This window comes from Enterobacter sp. WCHEn090032 (assembly GCF_003986875.1).
In the GTDB taxonomy this organism is placed as follows: Bacteria; Pseudomonadota; Gammaproteobacteria; order Enterobacterales; family Enterobacteriaceae; genus Enterobacter; species Enterobacter sichuanensis.
Window position 1 is genome coordinate 98,519 of sequence record NZ_RXRN01000014.1, and the last position, 19,994, is coordinate 118,512.

General features: G+C 57.0%; 12 protein-coding genes. 8 read left to right on the forward strand and 4 right to left on the reverse strand.

Annotated elements, in window-relative coordinates; genetic code table 11:
* Window positions 1-33: 33 nt before the first annotated feature.
* Both lptG and lptF read right to left on the reverse strand, forming a co-directional pair.
* The gene (lptG, locus tag EKN83_RS14000; protein WP_025756686.1) at window positions 34-1,116 is read right to left on the reverse strand and encodes an LPS export ABC transporter permease LptG; all 1,083 of its coding nucleotides are present in this window, start codon (window positions 1,114-1,116) and stop codon (window positions 34-36) included.
* On the reverse strand, window positions 1,116-2,216 hold the full coding sequence (lptF, locus tag EKN83_RS14005) for an LPS export ABC transporter permease LptF (RefSeq protein WP_126801151.1): 1,101 nt from the start codon (window positions 2,214-2,216) through the stop codon (window positions 1,116-1,118). Before lptF ends, lptG begins: the two co-directional genes overlap by 1 nt.
* 266 nt (window positions 2,217-2,482) lie before the next feature.
* Here lptF and pepA point away from each other — a divergent pair, with 266 nt between their 5' ends.
* The 5 genes from pepA to EKN83_RS14035 all read left to right on the forward strand — a co-directional run bounded on the left by pepA (window position 2,483) and on the right by EKN83_RS14035 (window position 9,106).
* The gene (gene pepA, locus EKN83_RS14015; RefSeq protein WP_126801152.1) at window positions 2,483-3,994 is read left to right on the forward strand and encodes a leucyl aminopeptidase; all 1,512 of its coding nucleotides are present in this window, start codon (window positions 2,483-2,485) and stop codon (window positions 3,992-3,994) included.
* An 83-nt stretch (window positions 3,995-4,077) separates the two neighbouring features.
* On the forward strand, window positions 4,078-4,521 hold the full coding sequence (gene holC / locus EKN83_RS14020; RefSeq protein ID WP_025756683.1) for a DNA polymerase III subunit chi: 444 nt from the start codon (window positions 4,078-4,080) through the stop codon (window positions 4,519-4,521).
* Window positions 4,521-7,376 (forward strand): valine--tRNA ligase, encoded by a 2,856-nt coding sequence (locus tag EKN83_RS14025; RefSeq protein WP_094919365.1) that lies wholly within the window; start codon window positions 4,521-4,523, stop codon window positions 7,374-7,376. Before holC ends, EKN83_RS14025 begins: the two co-directional genes overlap by 1 nt.
* A gap of 123 nt (window positions 7,377-7,499) precedes the next feature.
* Window positions 7,500-8,003 (forward strand): GNAT family N-acetyltransferase, encoded by a 504-nt coding sequence (locus EKN83_RS14030; protein WP_126801153.1) that lies wholly within the window; start codon window positions 7,500-7,502, stop codon window positions 8,001-8,003.
* An 83-nt stretch (window positions 8,004-8,086) separates the two neighbouring features.
* Window positions 8,087-9,106, forward strand: a complete 1,020-nt coding sequence (locus EKN83_RS14035) for an NAD(P)-dependent alcohol dehydrogenase (RefSeq protein WP_025756680.1) — start codon at window positions 8,087-8,089, stop codon at window positions 9,104-9,106.
* A gap of 89 nt (window positions 9,107-9,195) precedes the next feature.
* On the opposite strand, the gene EKN83_RS14040 is transcribed toward EKN83_RS14035, so the two are convergent.
* Window positions 9,196-10,833, reverse strand: coding sequence for a dihydroxyacetone kinase subunit DhaK (locus tag EKN83_RS14040; RefSeq protein ID WP_126801154.1), 1,638 nt, complete (start codon window positions 10,831-10,833; stop codon window positions 9,196-9,198).
* Between the two features lie 137 nt (window positions 10,834-10,970).
* Here EKN83_RS14040 and EKN83_RS14045 point away from each other — a divergent pair, with 137 nt between their 5' ends.
* Window positions 10,971-12,473 carry a helicase HerA-like C-terminal domain-containing protein gene (locus EKN83_RS14045; protein ID WP_095450567.1) on the forward strand — a complete coding sequence of 501 codons (1,503 nt, stop codon included), beginning with the start codon at window positions 10,971-10,973 and terminating at the stop codon, window positions 12,471-12,473.
* Here the strand turns inward: EKN83_RS14045 and EKN83_RS14050 are convergent.
* Window positions 12,453-13,394 carry a TIGR01212 family radical SAM protein gene (locus tag EKN83_RS14050; RefSeq protein ID WP_126801158.1) on the reverse strand — a complete coding sequence of 314 codons (942 nt, stop codon included), beginning with the start codon at window positions 13,392-13,394 and terminating at the stop codon, window positions 12,453-12,455. The two genes, EKN83_RS14045 and EKN83_RS14050, sit on opposite strands and share 21 nt — an antisense overlap.
* Window positions 13,395-14,081: 687 nt before the next feature.
* On the opposite strand from EKN83_RS14050, the gene gltB reads away from it, so the two are divergent.
* The gene (gene gltB / locus EKN83_RS14055; RefSeq protein ID WP_126801155.1) at window positions 14,082-18,542 is read left to right on the forward strand and encodes a glutamate synthase large subunit; all 4,461 of its coding nucleotides are present in this window, start codon (window positions 14,082-14,084) and stop codon (window positions 18,540-18,542) included.
* Window positions 18,543-18,551: 9 nt separating this feature from the next.
* Entirely contained in the window at window positions 18,552-19,970 is a 1,419-nt protein-coding gene (gltD, locus tag EKN83_RS14060; protein ID WP_025756676.1) for a glutamate synthase subunit GltD, read from the forward strand.
* Window positions 19,971-19,994 lie beyond the last annotated feature (24 nt).

A 19,994-nucleotide genomic window follows, 5' to 3' on the forward strand; every position in this document is an offset into this window, starting at 1 on the left:
GCTCCCGGGTAACCGGAAGCGAGGAAAGGTCAATCAGGAGCGTTTAAGCAACAGCCAGAGGCTGATCAGGAGGAAACTGGCGCTTGGCAGCAGCGCGCCAATAATTGGCGGAATGCCATATACCAGCGTCAATGGACCGAAGATCTGATCGAGCACGTAGAACACAAAGCCGAAGCTGATACCGGTGACAACGCGCACTCCCATCGGCACACTGCGCAGCGGGCCGAAGATAAACGACAGCGCCATCAGCATCATCACCGCCACGGACATCGGCTGGAAGATTTTGCTCCACATGTTGAGCTGATAACGTCCCGCATCCTGGCCGCTCGACTTCAGGTATTTCACATAGTTGTGTAAACCGCTGATGGAGAGCGCGTCAGGATCCAGCGCCACGACCCCGAGCTTATCGGGCGTGAGGTTGGTCTTCCACGTACCGGACACCGTCTGAGAACCGGTGATCTGTTTCGGATCTCTCAGGTCAGACTCATCAACCTGCGACAAACGCCACTGCTTATGTTCAGGGTCAAACTTCGCCGAAGAGGCGTGTTTAACTGACTGCAAGCGGCGCTGGTCATTGAAGGCGTAGATGCTCACACCGCCTAACTCATCATCGCCTTTTACGCGTTCGATGTAGACGAAGCTGTTGCCATCTTTCGCCCATAACCCTTGCTGAGTGGAAAGCAGAGAACCACCGTACATCGCCTGAGCGCGGTAGTTACGCGCCATCTGTTCACCCTGCGGCGCAACCCACTCACCGATCGCCATGGTCAACAGCACCAGCGGGATCGCGGTTTTCATTACCGACAACGCAACCTGCATACGAGTAAAACCCGATGCCTGCATAACCACCAGTTCACTGCGCTGCGCCAGCATTCCCAGCCCCAGCAGCGCACCCAACAACGCCGCCATCGGGAAGAAGATTTGCACATCTTTCGGCACGCTGAGCAGGGTATACATTCCCGCGCCGAGCGCGTCATAACTTCCCTGCCCGGCTTTTTTCAGCTGGTCGACAAATTTGATAATGCCGGAGAGCGACACCAGCATGAACAACGTCATCATGATGGTGGTAAAAATGGTTTTACCGATATAGCGATCAAGAACGCCAAACGCCTGCATTAGATGGCTCCTTTACGCGAGAATCGGGCACGTATGCGGCGCACAGGCACCGTATCCCACAGGTTTAATCCCAGCGCCAGTAAGATATACAAGCTGTTCACGAACCATGTCCAGACCATAGGGTCCAGCTTACCCTTCGCGCCGTTGGAACGAATCGAGGTTTGCAGCAGGAAGTAGATCAGGTAAAGCAGCATCGCTGGCAGCATCGAGAGCACGCGTCCCTGACGCGGGTTCACCACGCTCAGCGGAACAACAATCAGCGCCATCATAAATACGGTAAATACGAGAGTAATACGCCAGTGGAACTCCGCACGCGCTCTGTTGGTATCGGTATTCCACAGGGTACGCATATCCATCTGCTCGGTATCGGTTGGATCGAGCGCCACCGTCTGATGGCCGATGATGGCCTGATAGTTCTGGAAATCCGTAATACGGAAGTCACGCAGCATCGCGGTCCCTTCGAAACGGGTACCTTTGTCCAGCGTCACGATCTGCGAACCGTCTTTGCGCTGAGCAAGTTTCCCGGAGTCGGCAATGACCACTGACGGACGCGCGTTACCTTTCGTACGCAGCTGCGCCAGGAAGACGTCGTTAAACTTGCTGCCGTCAACGCTTTCAATAAAGAGCACGGAGTTCCCGTCGGTGGCTTGCTGGAATTGCCCCTGGGCTAACGCCGCCATGCCGGGGTTAGCTTTCGCTTCGGCCAGCACTTCGTCCTGATGACGGGAAGACAAGGGGCCCGCCCACATCACATTCACCGCCGCAACAATTCCCGTGAACAGCGCCAGTATCATGGCCGCTTTCACCAGTACCGCTTTGCTCAGGCCACAGGCATGCATCACCGTGATTTCACTCTCGGTGTAGAGCTTCCCAAGGGTCATGAGCAGACCAAGGAAAAGACTTAGCGGCAGGATAAGCTGCGCCATTTCCGGGATCCCTAAACCAAGCAGGGAAAGCACCAGATTCGTTGGAATTTCGCCGTCAACAGCCGCACCGAGGATCTTAACCAGCTTCTGACAGAAAAAAATCAGCAGCAGGATGAAGAGGATCGCCAGCTGGCTTTTGAGCGTCTCCCGCACCAGATATCTTATGATTATCACTTTAAATACGCCCGTAAAAACCCGTCTCTTTGCAGGAATTTCGCTTGTTTCATGGCTTAAACGTCATTTATTCTCTTGAGTCGTCGAAATCATCGCTAAGATTAAAACATCCGGCGGATTCACGCTTCAGGACTTTTTCTGACGTGTCGAAACCGTAGTAACGTAAGATTAACACGAAGTCACCACAACAGCGGACATGAGTTACGAAAGGTTTCAATTCTATCCGTAGCCGCCGCCGTTGTCTTTAAGATTCAGGAGCGTAGTGCATGGAGTTCAGTGTAAAAAGCGGTAGCCCGGAGAAACAGCGGAGTGCCTGCATCGTTGTGGGCGTCTTTGAACCGCGCCGACTCTCCCCGATCGCCGAACAACTCGATAAAATCAGTGACGGCTATATTAGCGCCCTGCTGCGCCGTGGCGAACTGGAAGGCAAACCTGGGCAGACGCTGTTACTGCATCATGTTCCGAACGTCCTGTCCGAACGCATTCTGCTGATTGGCTGCGGCAAAGAACGCGAGCTGGATGAGCGTCAGTATAAGCAGGTGATTCAGAAAACGATTAATACGCTGAATGACACCGGTTCAATGGAAGCCGTCTGTTTCCTGACGGAGCTGCACGTCAAAGGGCGTAACACCTACTGGAAAGTCCGTCAGGCGGTCGAAACGGCAAAAGAGAGCCTGTACAGCTTCGATCAACTGAAGACCAATAAAAGCGAGCCGCGTCGCCCGCTGCGTAAAATGGTCTTTAACGTGCCAACCCGCCGCGAACTGACCAGCGGCGAGCGCGCCATTCAGCACGGTCTGGCCATTGCTGCCGGCATTAAAGCGGCCAAAGACCTCGGCAACATGCCGCCGAACATCTGTAACGCCGCGTACCTGGCCTCTCAGGCGCGTCAGTTGGCCGATGCCTACAGCAAGAATGTCATTACCCGCGTCATTGGCGAACAGCAGATGAAAGAGCTGGGAATGCACTCTTATCTGGCGGTGGGTAACGGCTCGCAGAATGAGTCGCTGATGTCGGTCATTGAGTACAAGGGCAATCCGTCCGAAGATGCGCGCCCTATCGTGCTCGTCGGTAAAGGCCTGACCTTCGACTCCGGCGGTATCTCCATCAAGCCGGCCGAAGGCATGGATGAGATGAAGTACGACATGTGCGGCGCGGCGGCGGTGTATGGCGTGATGCGCATGGTGGCGGAACTTCAGCTGCCTGTTAACGTTATTGGCGTACTGGCGGGCTGCGAAAACATGCCTGGCGGTCGTGCCTATCGTCCGGGTGACGTCCTGACCACCATGTCCGGACAGACGGTTGAAGTGCTGAACACCGACGCCGAAGGCCGTCTGGTGCTGTGTGACGTGCTGACCTACGTGGAACGCTTCGAGCCGGAAGCGGTGATTGACGTCGCTACGCTCACCGGCGCCTGTGTGATTGCGCTGGGCCATCACATCACCGGTCTGATGTCGAACCACAATCCGCTGGCGCATGAGCTTATTAGTGCCTCGGAGCAGGCCGGCGACCGCGCATGGCGTCTGCCGCTGGGTGACGAGTATCAGGAGCAGCTGGAATCTAACTTCGCGGACATGGCGAACATCGGCGGACGTCCTGGTGGAGCTATCACTGCAGGCTGTTTCCTGGCACGCTTTACCCGCAAGTACAACTGGGCGCACCTGGATATCGCGGGCACCGCATGGCGCTCCGGTAAGGCCAAAGGCGCAACCGGTCGTCCGGTGGCGTTACTGTCGCAGTTCCTGCTGAACCGCGCGGGTTTTAACGGCGACGAGTAAGTCATCACGGCAGCAAACCGTAGGCCGGGTAAGCGTAGCGCCACCCGGCTTTGCCTTTGAATCCAAAACAAGAACCCCCATATATGAAGAATGCAACGTTCTACCTTCTGGACAACGACACCCATCAGGATGGCCTGAGCGCCGTCGAACAGTTGGTGTGTGAAATTGCCGCAGAACGTTGGCGCGCAGGTAAACGTGTGCTGATTGCCTGTGAAGATGAACAGCAGGCGATTCGACTTGATGAAGCGCTGTGGGCGCGCCCGCCGGAGAGCTTTGTGCCGCATAATCTGTCAGGCGAAGGCCCACGCGGCGGCGCACCGGTTGAAATTGCCTGGCCGCAAAAGCGCAGCAGCAGCGCGCGCGATATTCTGATTAGCCTGCGGATAGATTTTGCAGATTTTGCCACCGCTTTCACAGAAGTGGTAGACTTTGTCCCTTACGAAGAATCTTTGAAACAACTGGCGCGCGAACGCTATAAAGCGTACCGCCTGGCTGGTTTTAACCTGAATACGGCAACCTGGAAATAATGGAAAAGACATATAACCCACGCGATATCGAACAGCCGCTTTACGAGCACTGGGAACAGCAGGGCTATTTCAAGCCTAACGGCGACGAAAGCAAAGAGTCCTTCTGCATCATGATCCCGCCGCCGAACGTCACCGGCAGTTTGCATATGGGTCATGCTTTCCAGCAGACCATCATGGACACCATGATCCGCTACCAGCGTATGCAGGGTAAAAACACCCTGTGGCAGGCGGGGACTGACCACGCGGGTATCGCGACCCAGATGGTGGTTGAGCGTAAAATTGCCGCTGAAGAAGGGAAAACCCGCCACGACTACGGTCGCGACGCCTTCATCGACAAAATCTGGCAGTGGAAAGCCGAATCTGGCGGCACCATTACCCGTCAGATGCGCCGTCTCGGCAACTCCGTTGACTGGGAGCGCGAGCGTTTCACCATGGACGAAGGCCTGTCCAACGCCGTGAAAGAAGTTTTCGTCCGCCTTTACAAAGAAGACCTGATTTACCGTGGCAAACGCCTGGTAAACTGGGACCCGAAACTGCGCACCGCCATCTCTGACCTGGAAGTGGAAAACCGCGAGTCCAAGGGCTCCATGTGGCACATCCGCTATCCGCTGGCCGACGGCGCAAAAACCGCAGACGGTAAAGATTACCTGGTGGTCGCGACTACCCGTCCGGAAACCCTGCTGGGCGATACCGGCGTGGCCGTTAACCCGGAAGATCCGCGTTATCAGAGTCTTATCGGTAAATTCGTGGTGCTGCCGCTGGTGAACCGCCGTATTCCGATTGTGGGCGACGAACACGCCGATATGGAAAAAGGCACCGGCTGCGTGAAAATCACCCCGGCGCACGACTTCAACGACTACGAAGTGGGCCGTCGTCACGCCCTGCCGATGATCAACATTCTGACCTTCGACGGTGATATCCGTGAAAGCGCAGAAGTGTATGACACCAAAGGCAACGAATCTGACGTTTACTCAAGCGACATTCCGGCTGAGTTCCAGAAGCTGGAACGTTTTGCGGCGCGTAAAGCGATCGTGGCTGCCGTTGATGCGCTCGGCCTGCTGGAAGAAATCAAACCTCACGATCTGACCGTGCCGTACGGTGACCGTGGCGGCGTGGTTATCGAGCCAATGCTGACCGATCAGTGGTACGTGCGTGCCGACGTGCTGGCGAAACCGGCTGTTGAAGCGGTTGAGAACGGCAGCATCCAGTTCGTGCCGAAGCAGTACGAAAACATGTATTTCTCCTGGATGCGTGACATTCAGGACTGGTGTATCTCCCGCCAGCTGTGGTGGGGTCACCGTATCCCGGCGTGGTACGACAACGAAGGCAACGTCTACGTAGGACGTAGCGAAGATGAAGTGCGTCAGGAAAACAACCTGAGTGCAGATGTTGCCCTGCGCCAGGACGAAGACGTGCTGGATACCTGGTTCTCCTCCGCACTGTGGACCTTCTCCACACTCGGCTGGCCGGAGAACACCGACGCGCTGCGTCAGTTCCACCCAACCAGCGTGATGGTGTCCGGCTTCGACATCATCTTCTTCTGGATTGCCCGCATGATCATGATGACCATGCACTTCATCAAAGACGAAGACGGCAAGCCGCAGGTTCCGTTCCATACCGTCTATATGACCGGTCTTATCCGTGATGATGAAGGCCAGAAGATGTCCAAGTCCAAGGGTAACGTCATTGACCCACTGGATATGGTTGACGGTATCTCTCTGGAAGAGCTGCTGGAAAAACGCACCGGCAACATGATGCAGCCGCAGCTGGCAGAGAAAATCCGCAAGCGTACCGAGAAACAGTTCCCGAACGGGATTGAGGCTCACGGTACCGACGCCCTGCGTTTCACCCTGGCGGCGCTGGCCTCTACCGGTCGCGACATCAACTGGGACATGAAGCGTCTGGAAGGTTACCGTAACTTCTGTAACAAGCTGTGGAACGCCAGCCGCTTCGTGCTGATGAACACCGAAGATCAGGATTGCGGCTTCAACGGCGGTGAGATGACCCTGTCTCTGGCAGACCGCTGGATCCTGGCGGAATTCAACCAGACGGTGAAAGCGTTCCGCGAGGCGCTGGACAGCTTCCGCTTCGATATCGCGGCGGGTATTCTGTACGAATTCACCTGGAACCAGTTCTGTGACTGGTACCTGGAACTGGCGAAGCCGGTCATGAACGGCGGCACTGAGGCTGAACTGCGCGGTACGCGTAATACGCTGATTACCGTTCTGGAAGGTCTGCTGCGCCTGGCGCATCCGGTCATTCCATTCATCACCGAAACCATCTGGCAGCGCGTGAAGGTGATTGCAGGCATCAATGCCGACACCATCATGCTGCAGCCGTTCCCGGAATTCGATGCGGCGAAAGTTGATGACGCGGCATCTGCAGATACCGAGTGGCTGAAGCAGGCGATCGTAGCGGTACGTAACATCCGTGCTGAAATGAACATCGCGCCGGGCAAACCACTGGAGCTGCTGCTGCGCGGCTGCAGCGAGGCGGCGGTTCGTCGTGTCAACGAGAACAACACCTTCCTGAAAACCATGGCGCGCCTGGAAAGCATCACCGTGCTGCCTGCTGATGACAAAGGTCCGGTCTCCGTGACCAAAATCATCGACGGCGCCGAGCTGCTGATCCCGATGGCAGGTCTTATCGACAAAGATGCTGAGCTGGCGCGTCTGGCGAAAGAAGTGGCGAAAGTCGACGTGGAAATCGGCAAGATCGAAAGCAAACTGGCGAACGAAGGCTTTGTTGCCCGTGCGCCGGAAGCGGTCATCGCGAAAGAGCGTGAGCGTCTGGTGGCTTTCGCCGATGCGAAGACCAAGCTGATTGAGCAGCAGGCGGTTATCGCAGCCCTGTAATGCTATTACCCCTTACGCTTCAGGGCGTAAGGGGTATCCTTCCTGAAAACTCCTCGCTTGCACTCCCCTTTCCGCGGTGCTATTAACAGCAAATGTGTGTCAATTTTTGTAATGAGTAATGCTATGAGCGTGATCACTCCCGTCGCGACGACGATGCGTCGGATCTCTGTGCAGGACAACCCGGCTATCGCCGCCGTCATCCGCACGGTTTCTGCCGAATATGGCCTTACGGCTGATAAAGGCTACACGGTTGCCGACCCGAATCTGGACGAACTGTTTCAGCTGTACAGCCAGCCGGGGCATGCTTACTGGGTCATCGAGCAGAACGGCCAGGTCGTCGGCGGCGGCGGCGTAGCGCCCCTCAGCTGCAGCGAGCCGGATATCTGCGAACTGCAAAAAATGTATTTTCTGCCGTCCGTTCGCGGGCAAGGCCTGGCGAAAAAGCTGGCGCTGCTTGCCCTGGACCACGCGCGCAAACAGGGTTTTACCCGCTGTTACCTCGAAACAACCGCCTTCCTCAAAGAGGCCATCGGCCTGTATGAACATCTGGGCTTTGAGCATATTGATGCACCGCTGGGCTGCACCGGGCACGTCGATTGCGAAGTCAGGATGTTGAAAACGCTGTAAACATCTTTGCTGCCCTCTTCTGTTAAGCGGTGGTTAACTGAATGCTCTACACTCTCAGTTCACACCACAACGGGGGAAACACGATGTCGAAGATAAAAAGCTACGCCGCACCGCAGGCGGGTGCAGAACTTGAACTGTACGAGTACGATGCAGGCGTTCTAAAAGCAGAAGACGTCGAGGTACAGGTTGATTACTGCGGGATCTGCCACTCGGATCTCTCGATGATCGATAACGAATGGGGCTTTTCAAGCTATCCACTGGTTGCCGGGCACGAAGTCATTGGCCGTGTTGTCGCGCTCGGTAGCGCTGCGCAGGACAAAGGGCTGAAAGTCGGCCAGCGCGTGGGCATTGGCTGGACAGCACGCAGCTGTGGCCACTGCGACGCCTGTATCAGCGGCAACCAGATCAACTGCCTCGAAGGCGCTGTTCCCACCATTCTGAATAAAGGCGGTTTTGCCGATAAGCTGCGCGCCGACTGGCAATGGGTCATTCCGCTGCCTGACAGCATTGATATTGAATCCGCCGGTCCGCTACTGTGCGGCGGTATTACCGTCTTCAAACCGCTTCTGATGCACCATATCACCGCCACCAGCCGCGTGGGCGTCATCGGTATTGGCGGCCTCGGGCATATCGCCATCAAACTGCTGCACGCGATGGGTTGCGAAGTGACGGCATTCAGCTCGAACCCGGCGAAAGAGCAGGAAGTGCTGGCGATGGGGGCGGATAAAGTCGTCAACAGCCGCGATCCGGACGCGCTGAACGCGCTGGCGGGTCAGTTTGATCTGATCATCAACACTGTGAACGTGGATCTTAACTGGCAACCGTATTTTGAAGCCCTGGCCTACGGCGGTAACTTCCACACTGTGGGTGCGGTGATGAAGCCGCTGCCGGTTCCGGCGTTTACCCTGATCGGCGGGGATCGCAGCATATCCGGCTCTGCGACCGGTACGCCGTACGAGTTGCGCAAACTGATGAAGTTCGCCGGGCGCACCAAAGTGGCACCGACCACCGAACTGTACCCGATGTCGAAAATCAATGAAGCCATCCAGCACGTGCGCGACGGCAAAGCCCGTTATCGCGTGGTGTTGAAAGCGGATTTTTGATGTGACAGTGCCGGGTGGCGGCTTCGCCTTACCCGGCCAGGGTTCGTTTTTGTAGGCCCGGTAAGCGCAGCGCCACCGGGCTTTTTCGACTACCGCACCAGTGCCGCAAAGACTTCCGCGACAGCCACCGCCCCCGGATCCATTACGCCATCCAGATTCTCTTTATTCACGTACGACGAACGTCCCGCACCCGCTTTCACCATTTTCGCCGTTGCCTCCGCCCCCTGCTGCGCCGCCTGCGCCGCAGCCTGAAGATCTTTTTTCTGTAAAGCCTCCAGCGCCGGTTGCAGCGCGTCGATCAGCGTGCGATCGCCGAGATCCGCCCCGCCATACTGCTTCATCTGCGCCAGCCCGCTGAGCAATGCCTCCGGGAGCGATTGTCCGTCATGCAGCTTTTGCCCGGCCGCAGTAAAGAAGATCGACATTAATACGCCGCTCGATCCGCCCATTACCGTGGCCAGCCGCTCGCCAGCCAGTAACAGTAGCGTAGAGACATCGTTAAGCGGGAGGGTATTCTCCTCCAGACGCTGCGCAATATCCCGCGCACCTTGCGCAAAAGTGGAGCCGGTGTCGCCATCTCCCACTTTCGCATCCAGCGCGTTGAGGCGGTTTTCCAGCTGGATCAGCGTTTGCGTCACTGAGGAGACACACTCTCCCACCTGCGGATTGTTCGATGGGGTATATTCCACGCGGTCATGAATGGCGCTGTGCTCAACGGTGCGCAAGGGCGCAAACGCCACGGGTTTCTGCCAGCCCAGCGTTTCGACGTCGGCATGAATCGCCTTTTCGAAGAAATCGTTAAGCTTCAGCAGCGTCAGCGAAAAGCCCTTCATGTCCAGGGCGCTTACCAGTGGCGCGGGACCTATCAGGTACGCGATCTCTTCTTTCAGCACCGAGTGCGCCAGCTCTTTCGTCAGCAGCGCCATCTCCAGCGCCGATACCCCGCCGAGGTTGTTAATCAGTACCGCAAAGCGCCCCTCACCCGCCTCTGTTTTCAGTGGCGTGACCAGCGTGTCGATAATGGCTTTGCTGTTTTGGGTATCCACCACGGACGCCCCGGGCTCGCCGTGAATGCCCAGACCCAGCTCGACGTGGCCCTGCTTAATGCGCCCCTCTTCCTCCTCGCTGCCGGGCAGGTTACAGGTTTGCATTGCAACGCCCAGGCTCCAGAGGTTATCGCAGGCCTGCTGCGCGATCTCCCGCACTTCACTCAGCGATTTTCCGAGCTCCGCCGCATAGCCCGCAATCTTATGCACCAGCGCTGTCCCGGCAATACCGCGCGGTTGCTTGTTATCCGGCAGCGCGATGTCATCCGCTACAATCACCATCTCCACCTTCAGACCGTAACGTTTGGCCTTTTCCGCCGCGAGGCCGAAGTTCAGACGGTCGCCGGTGTAGTTTTTGACGATCAACAGACAGCCGCGATCGCCGGTTACGGCGACGATGGCATTGAGTACCGCATCCACGCTCGGCGAGGCAAACAGATCGCCACACACCGCCGCCGTCAGCATGCCTTTGCCAACAAATCCGGCATGCGCGGGTTCATGTCCTGAGCCGCCACCGGAGATCACCGCCACGCGGCTTTTGTCCCAGTCGCCGCGCGCGACAATCCTGATGGCCGGATCGATATCAAGCTTGACGAGATTTGCATGGGGCGCAGAAAGCAGTATGCCTTCAATGGCATCGTTGACCAGCTGTTTGCGGTCGTTAAAGAAGAATCTGGACATAGTTTCCCACTATTTTGTGAACCGTATGCAAAAGCATAGTCCGCGCTGGATAATGCGCCGCAAACTCAGGAATTTACTCATCCCTTTTGCCGTCAGGTTGCCTATACTCCACCCAGGACTACGAGAGGAAGCGCATCATGAGTACACCATTGTTAATTGCCCGGACGCTGGAAAAAGAGCTGTATTTACTGCCCGCCATGACGAACCGCCACGGCCTGATCACCGGCGCCACCGGGACGGGGAAAACCGTGACCCTGCAAAAGCTGGCGGAGTCGCTTTCAGAGATCGGCGTACCGGTGTTTATGGCTGACGTGAAAGGCGATTTAACCGGTGTGGCTCAGGAGGGTACCGCCTCAGAAAAACTGCTCGAGCGGCTGAAGAATATTGGCATTACGAACTGGACGCCACACGGCAACCCGGTGGTCGTGTGGGATATCTTCGGTGAGAAAGGCCACCCGGTGCGCGCCACCGTCTCCGATCTCGGCCCGCTGCTGCTCGCCCGCCTGCTGAACCTTAACGACGTCCAGTCCGGGGTGCTGAATATTATCTTCCGCATTGCCGATGACCAGGGTCTGCTGCTGCTTGATTTTAAAGATCTGCGGGCCATTACTCAGTACATTGGCGATAACGCGAAATCCTTCCAGAACCAGTATGGCAATATCAGCAGCGCGTCGGTAGGGGCTATTCAGCGCGGGTTACTGACGCTTGAGCAACAGGGGGCTGAGCATTTCTTCGGCGAGCCCATGCTGGATATCAAAGACTGGATGCGCACCGACAGTAACGGCAAAGGCATTATTAATATCCTCAGTGCCGAGAAGCTCTACCAGATGCCGAAGCTTTACGCCGCCAGCCTGCTGTGGATGCTCTCCGAGCTTTACGAACAACTGCCCGAAGCAGGCGATCTGGAAAAACCAAAGCTGGTGTTCTTCTTCGACGAAGCGCACCTGCTGTTCAACGATGCGCCGCAGATATTGCTGGACAAGATTGAACAGGTCATTCGCCTGATCCGCTCTAAGGGCGTCGGCGTCTGGTTTGTTTCGCAAAACCCGTCTGATATCCCGGATAACGTGCTTGGGCAGCTTGGTAACCGCGTTCAGCACGCCCTGCGCGCCTTTACGCCGAAAGATCAGAAAGCGGTGAAAGCCGCTGCGCAAACCATGCGCGCCAATCCGGCCTTTGATACCGAAGCCGCAATTCAGGCGTTAGGCACCGGTGAAGCGCTGATCTCATTCCTGGATGCGAAGGGCAGCCCGTCCGTGGTGGAACGCGCGATGGTGATCGCCCCCTGTTCGCGGATGGGACCGGTGACGGACGATGAACGCAACGGCCTGATTAACCACTCCCCGGTGTACGGGAAGTATGAAGACGAGGTGGATCGGGAATCCGCGTTTGAGATGCTGCAAAAAGGGGTCCAGGCGACAACGGAATCGCAGGATGCCCCTGCCGCTAAAGGGCAGTCGGTGGCGGTGGATGACGGTATTCTCGGTGGGCTCAAAGATATCCTGTTTGGCAGCACCGGGCCGCGCGGCGGTAAGCGCGACGGCGTGGTACAAACCATGGCGAAGAGCGCGGCGCGGCAGGTGACTAATCAGATAGTGCGCGGCATGCTGGGGAGCCTCTTAGGCGGCCGTCGCCGGTAGACGGGGAACCCACGGGCGCCCAAGAGCCGAACCCTGCACGCCGTTTTCCTGAAGATAGCGGTCAATTTCCACCATCCCCGTCCAGCGGTTCTCGCACCACAAGGGTGCCAGAAGCGTTGGACGGCGGGCGCTGGCAGAGATGCGATGGTAGACAATCTCCGGCGGCGTGTGACGAATCATCTCCCCCGCCGTCATCGTATAGGCGTCAAGTTCGATACCGTTCAGGCGCCCGGCTTCCCAGGCTTTGGCCATAATGCTGCCCTTCACGATATGCAGCGGATGCAGCTTGATACCGTCCACGCCGGTCTCCACCACTTTTTCCAGCGTCTCCAGACCGTGACGCTGCCCTTCACCAGGCAACCCGACAATCAGATGCGAGCAGACTTTCAACCCGCGCTCACGGGCAAGACGGGTAGTGCGCTGGTAGCAGGCGAAATCATGACCTCGGTTGATGCGGTGCAGGGTTTTGTCGTGCGCGGTCTGTAGGCCCAGCTCCAGCCAAACCTCGTAGCCTTGATCGTTATACTCGCTGAGCAGATCCAGCACCGCGTCCGGTACGCAGTCCGGCCGCGTACCCGCACAGAGCCCGACAATACTGGCCTGGCTGACAGCCTGCTGATACATGTCGCGCAGCACCTGCACTTCCGCCCACGTGCTGGTATAGGCCTGAAAATAGGCCAGATAGCGTCTGGCGCGGTTTACCAGACTCGCCTGATGCGAAAGCTGTTCGGCAATAGAGCGATGCTGCTGGGCCTCGTCTGCAAATGACGCAACGTTACAGAACGTGCAGCCCCCGCGCCCGATCGTCCCGTCCCGGTTTGGGCAGCTAAACCCGCCATGCAGCGTCAGCTTGTGAACCTTTTGCCCGTACCGCTGCAAAAGATCCCCACCAAACATATTGACTAATTTCTGTAACTGCATAATCTGATAGACCGTCCCGGAGAAAGGGGACAAGCCTGCCACTTTTAGCCTCTGTCGGCGATGACCTGGATCAATCGCCCTGGACGGCTTTTATCTATATGAATAACTACTCAGGATTACTGCAATTTCATTCACGCCGGCCGTGATTACTTTTCCTTATGTTCTGATTGTTTTTTTCATTTATAGCGCCACCTCTGAAAAACAGTGACTTTATGCGGGTTTAACCCCCGCAGCAGCGTAATATTCTGTTAAAAAACCGCTATTCAGCATGCTGCATTGATAATACCGCTTTCAGATAGTGAGTCAGATCACACTCCACCACGCCCTGTCAGGGCATTCATTCAATGTAAAATTAGTTAAATTACCTTAAATTACAAATATTTAACTTATCTTTAGCACATTTTTGTATAAATAAGATTGCCATTTGACCTGTGTACCAATTCCCGATAAGTTGGAAATCCGCTGGAAGCTTTCTGGATGAGCGGCCTGCTCATCATATTTATGCAGTAATTGAGATTCCCTCTGAAGCAAGTCCTCAAACTTGTTTACCTGCGCGAAAGGATGAAAAAGAGGGCGAATGCGAGGTCCGCGTATGAAACGCAAACCCCGTCGCCATGCTCTTTCTGCGCCTGTGCGCCACGGTTACGTTCAGAGAGAAGCCCGACGAGCCTGGGGAGGTTCACTGATATGTTGTACGATAAATCCCTTGAGAAGGATAACTGTGGTTTCGGCCTGATCGCCCACATAGAAGGCGAACCTAGCCACAAGGTAGTGCGTACTGCTATTCACGCACTGGCCCGAATGCAGCACCGTGGCGCCATCCTTGCCGATGGTAAAACCGGCGACGGTTGCGGCCTGCTGCTGCAAAAACCCGATCGTTTCTTCCGCATCGTGGCGGAAGAGCGCGGCTGGCGTTTAGCCAAAAACTACGCTGTCGGTATGCTGTTCCTGAACCAGGATCCTGAAAAAGCTGCCGCTTCGCGCCACATCGTCGAAGAAGAACTTCAGCGTGAAACCCTGTCTATTGTCGGCTGGCGCGATGTGCCAACCAACGAAGGGGTGCTCGGTGAAATCGCCCTCTCCTCGCTGCCTCGTATTGAACAGATTTTTGTCAATGCCCCTGCGGGCTGGCGTCCACGTGATATGGAACGCCGTCTGTTTATCGCCCGTCGCCGCATTGAAAAACGTCTCCAGGACGATAAAGAGTTCTACGTCTGTAGCCTCTCGAACCTGGTGAATATCTATAAAGGTCTGTGTATGCCGGCTGACCTGCCGCGCTTCTACCTGGACCTGGCAGACCTGCGTCTGGAATCGGCCATTTGCCTGTTCCACCAGCGCTTCTCCACCAACACCGTACCTCGCTGGCCGCTGGCGCAGCCGTTCCGTTATCTGGCGCACAACGGCGAGATCAACACCATTACCGGTAACCGCCAGTGGGCCCGTGCCCGTACCTATAAGTTCCAGACGCCACTGATCCCTGACCTGCACGATGCCGCGCCGTTCGTGAACGAAACCGGCTCCGACTCCAGCTCGATGGATAACATGCTGGAATTGCTGCTGGCGGGTGGGATGGATATCGTGCGCGCCATGCGTCTGCTCGTGCCACCGGCCTGGCAGAACAACCCGGATATGGATCCAGAGCTGCGTGCGTTCTTCGACTTTAACTCCATGCACATGGAGCCGTGGGACGGCCCGGCGGGCATCGTGATGTCTGACGGTCGTTTTGCCGCCTGTAACCTGGACCGTAACGGTCTGCGTCCGGCGCGCTACGTCATCACCAAAGATAAGCTCATCACCTGTGCCTCTGAAGTCGGTATCTGGGATTACCAGCCTGACGAAGTGGTTGAGAAAGGTCGCGTCGGTCCTGGCGAACTGATGGTTATCGACACTCGCGTTGGGCGTATTCTGCATTCCGCCGAAACCGATAACGACCTGAAAAGCCGCCATCCGTACAAAGAGTGGATGGAGAAAAACGTGCGTCGTCTGGTGCCGTTTGAAGATCTGTCGGACGAAGAGGTGGGCAGCCGCGAGCTGGACGACGATACCCTCGCCAGCTACCAGAAGCAGTTTAACTACAGTGCGGAAGAGCTGGACTCGGTTATCCGCGTGCTCGGTGAAAACGGCCAGGAAGCGGTCGGCTCGATGGGTGACGATACCCCGTTTGCCGTGCTCTCCAGCCAGCCGCGTATCATTTATGACTACTTCCGTCAGCAGTTTGCGCAGGTCACCAACCCGCCAATCGACCCGCTGCGTGAAGCACACGTGATGTCGCTGGCCACCAGCATTGGTCGTGAGATGAACGTCTTCTGCGAGGCCGAAGGCCAGGCGCACCGTCTGACCTTTAAATCGCCGATCCTGCTGTATTCCGATTTCAAACAGCTCACCACCATGAAAGAGGAGCACTACCGCGCTGACACGCTCGATATTACCTTCGACGTGAACGACGCGAGCCTTGAAGAGACGGTGAATGCGCTGTGTGACAAAGCCGAACAGATGGTACGTAACGGTACCGTTCTGCTGGTGCTGTCCGACCGAAATATCGCGAAAAACCGTCTGCCGGTGCCTGCGCCGATGGCGGTGGGTGCGATCCAGACGCGTCTGGTCGATAAGAGCCTGCGCTGCGACGCCAACATCATTGTTGAAACCGCCAGCGCTCGCGACCCGCACCACTTTGCCGTGCTGTTAGGTTTTGGTGCGACGGCAATCTACCCGTATCTGGCCTACGAAACGCTGGCCCGTCTGGTGGATACCCGCGCGATCGACAAAGACTACCGTACAGTGATGCTGAACTACCGTAACGGCATCAATAAAGGTCTGTACAAAATCATGTCCAAAATGGGCATCTCAACCATTGCCTCCTACCGTTGCTCGAAGCTGTTTGAGGCGGTCGGTCTGCATAACGACGTGGCCAATCTCTGCTTCCAGGGCGTCGTCAGCCGCATCGGCGGAGCCGGATTTGCTGACTTCCAGCAGGATCTGGTGAACCTGTCGAAACGCGCATGGCTGGCACGTAAGCCGCTGGATCAGGGCGGTCTGCTGAAATACGTTCACGGCGGCGAGTATCATGCCTATAACCCGGACGTGGTGCGCACGCTGCAGCAGGCGGTGCAGAGCGGCGAATACAGTGATTACAAGCAGTATGCTGAACTGGTGAACAACCGTCCGGCGGCGACGCTGCGTGACCTGCTGGCCCTCAATCCGGGTGATGAAGCGGTCAGCATTGACGAGGTTGAGCCAGCATCTGAACTGTTCAAACGCTTTGATACCGCGGCGATGTCCATCGGCGCGCTGAGCCCGGAAGCCCACGAAGCGCTGGCGGAAGCCATGAACAGCATCGGCGGCAATTCTAACTCCGGTGAAGGCGGTGAAGATCCGGCGCGTTACGGCACCAACAAAGTGTCCCGTATCAAGCAGGTGGCCTCCGGCCGCTTCGGCGTCACGCCAGCGTACCTGGTCAACGCCGATGTCATTCAGATTAAAGTCGCTCAGGGTGCAAAACCGGGCGAAGGCGGTCAGTTGCCGGGTGATAAAGTTACCCCGTACATCGCCAAACTGCGCTATTCCGTGCCGGGCGTGACGCTGATTTCTCCGCCACCGCACCACGATATTTACTCTATCGAGGATCTGGCGCAGCTAATTTTCGACCTGAAACAGGTCAACCCGAAAGCCATGATCTCCGTGAAGCTGGTTTCCGAACCGGGCGTTGGCACCATCGCCACCGGCGTGGCGAAAGCCTATGCGGATCTCATCACCATCGCCGGTTACGACGGTGGTACCGGTGCAAGCCCGCTCTCCTCCGTGAAATATGCGGGTTGCCCGTGGGAACTGGGTCTGGTGGAAACCCAGCAGGCGCTGGTGGCTAACGGTCTGCGTCACAAGATCCGTCTGCAGGTGGACGGTGGCCTGAAAACCGGCCTCGACATCATCAAAGCGGCGATTCTGGGTGCGGAAAGCTTTGGTTTCGGTACCGGCCCAATGGTTGCGCTTGGCTGTAAATACCTGCGTATTTGCCACCTGAACAACTGCGCAACCGGTGTTGCAACCCAGGACGAGAAGCTGCGTAAGAACCACTACCACGGCCTGCCGTTCAAAGTGACTAACTACTTTGACTTCATCGCCCGTGAAACCCGCGAGCTGATGGCGCAGCTGGGCGTGAAACGTCTGGTGGACCTGATTGGCCGTACCGATTTACTGAAAGAGCTGGAAGGCTTCACGGCGAAGCAGCAGAAGCTGGAGTTGAGCAAGCTGCTGGAAACGGCGCAGCCGCACCCTGGCAAAGCGGTTTACTGCACCGAGAACAACCCACCGTTCGATAACGGCGTGCTGAACGCGCAGCTGTTGCAGCAGGCGAAACCGTACGTGGATGACAAGCAGAGCAAAACGTTCTGGTTTGATATCCGCAACACCGACCGTTCTGTGGGTGCGTCCCTCTCCGGTTACATTGCGCAGACGCACGGCGACCAGGGGCTGGCGGCGGATCCGATTACCGCGCACTTCAGCGGTACCGCGGGTCAGAGCTTTGGCGTGTGGAACGCCGGCGGCGTTGAGCTATACCTGACCGGCGACGCCAACGACTACGTCGGGAAAGGCATGGCGGGCGGTCTGCTGGCGGTGCGTCCTCCTGTGGGTTCTGCCTTCCGCAGCCATGAGGCAAGCATCATCGGTAACACCTGCCTGTACGGCGCGACCGGTGGTCGTCTGTTCGCTGCGGGCCGTGCGGGCGAGCGTTTTGCGGTGCGTAACTCCGGTGCCATCACCGTGGTGGAAGGCATTGGCGATAACGGTTGTGAATACATGACGGGCGGGATTGTTTGCGTCCTGGGTAAAACCGGCGTGAACTTTGGCGCAGGCATGACGGGCGGTTTTGCATACGTCCTGGATGAAGACGGCGAGTTCCGCAAACGCGTGAACCCGGAACTGGTGGAAGTGCTGGACGTTGATACGCTGGCTATTCACGAAGAACACCTGCGCGGTTTGATTACCGAACATGTGCAGCATACCGGTTCTTCGCGCGGCGAAGAGATCCTGGCGAACTGGCCAGCATTCTCTGCGAAATTCGCGCTGGTTAAACCGAAGTCCAGCGATGTTAAAGCCCTGTTGGGTCACCGTAGTCGTAGCGCAGCAGAGCTGCGTGTGCAGGCGCAGTAAGGAATTCAGATGAGCCAGAACGTATACCAGTTTATCGACCTGCAGCGTGTTGATCCGCCAAAGAAACCGCTGAAGATCCGTAAAATTGAATTTGTAGAAATCTATGAGCCGTTTTCAGAAGGCCAGGCCAAAGCACAGGCAGACCGCTGCCTGTCCTGCGGTAACCCTTACTGCGAATGGAAATGTCCGGTACATAACTACATCCCGAACTGGCTGAAGCTGGCCAACGAGGGGCGTATTTTTGAAGCCGCCGAGCTGTCTCACCAGACCAACACCCTGCCGGAAGTGTGCGGCCGCGTGTGTCCTCAGGACCGTCTGTGTGAAGGTTCCTGTACGCTGAACGACGAGTTTGGCGCGGTGACCATCGGCAACATCGAGCGCTATATCAACGATAAAGCGTTTGAGATGGGCTGGCGTCCGGATATGTCCGGCGTGAAGCAGACCGACAAGCGCGTGGCGATTATCGGCGCGGGCCCGGCGGGCCTGGCCTGTGCGGACGTCCTGACCCGTAACGGCGTAAAGGCGGTGGTCTTTGACCGTCATCCGGAGATCGGCGGTCTGCTGACTTTCGGTATCCCGGCCTTCAAGCTGGAGAAAGAGGTCATGACCCGCCGCCGTGAAATCTTCACCGGCATGGGGATTGAGTTCAAACTGAACACAGAAGTGGGCCGCGACGTGCAGCTCGACGACCTGCTGAAAGATTACGATGCCGTCTTCCTGGGCGTGGGCACCTATCAGTCCATGCGTGGTGGTCTGGAAAACGAAGACGCGCCGGGCGTTTATGACGCGCTGCCGTTCCTGATCGCCAACACTAAACAGATTATGGGTTATGGCGAAACAGCCGATGAGCCTTTCGTCAGCATGGAAGGTAAACGCGTGGTTGTGCTGGGCGGGGGTGATACCGCGATGGACTGCGTGCGTACCTCTATTCGTCAGAATGCGGCACACGTGATCTGCGCCTATCGTCGTGACGAAGAGAACATGCCAGGCTCCAAACGCGAAGTGAAAAATGCGCGTGAAGAGGGTGTCGAGTTCCAGTTCAACATCCAGCCGCTGGGTATTGAAGTGAATGCTAACGGTAAAGTGAGCGGCGTGAAGATGGCGCGCACGGAGATGGGCGCGCCGGATGCCAAAGGCCGCCGTCGTGCGGAGATCGTGGCGGGCTCTGAGCACGTGATCCCGGCCGATGCCGTCGTCATGGCGTTCGGTTTCCGTCCGCACAGCATGGAGTGGCTGGCGAAGCACAGCGTCGAGCTGGACTCGCAGGGCCGTATTATTGCGCCTGAAGGCAGCGATAACGCGTTCCAGACCAGCAACCCGAAAATCTTCGCCGGTGGTGATATTGTTCGCGGTTCCGACCTGGTGGTGACGGCGATTGCCGAAGGTCGTAAGGCGGCAGACGGTATACTGAACTACCTGGAAGTGTAATAAAAAATAGCCCGGTGATTGCCG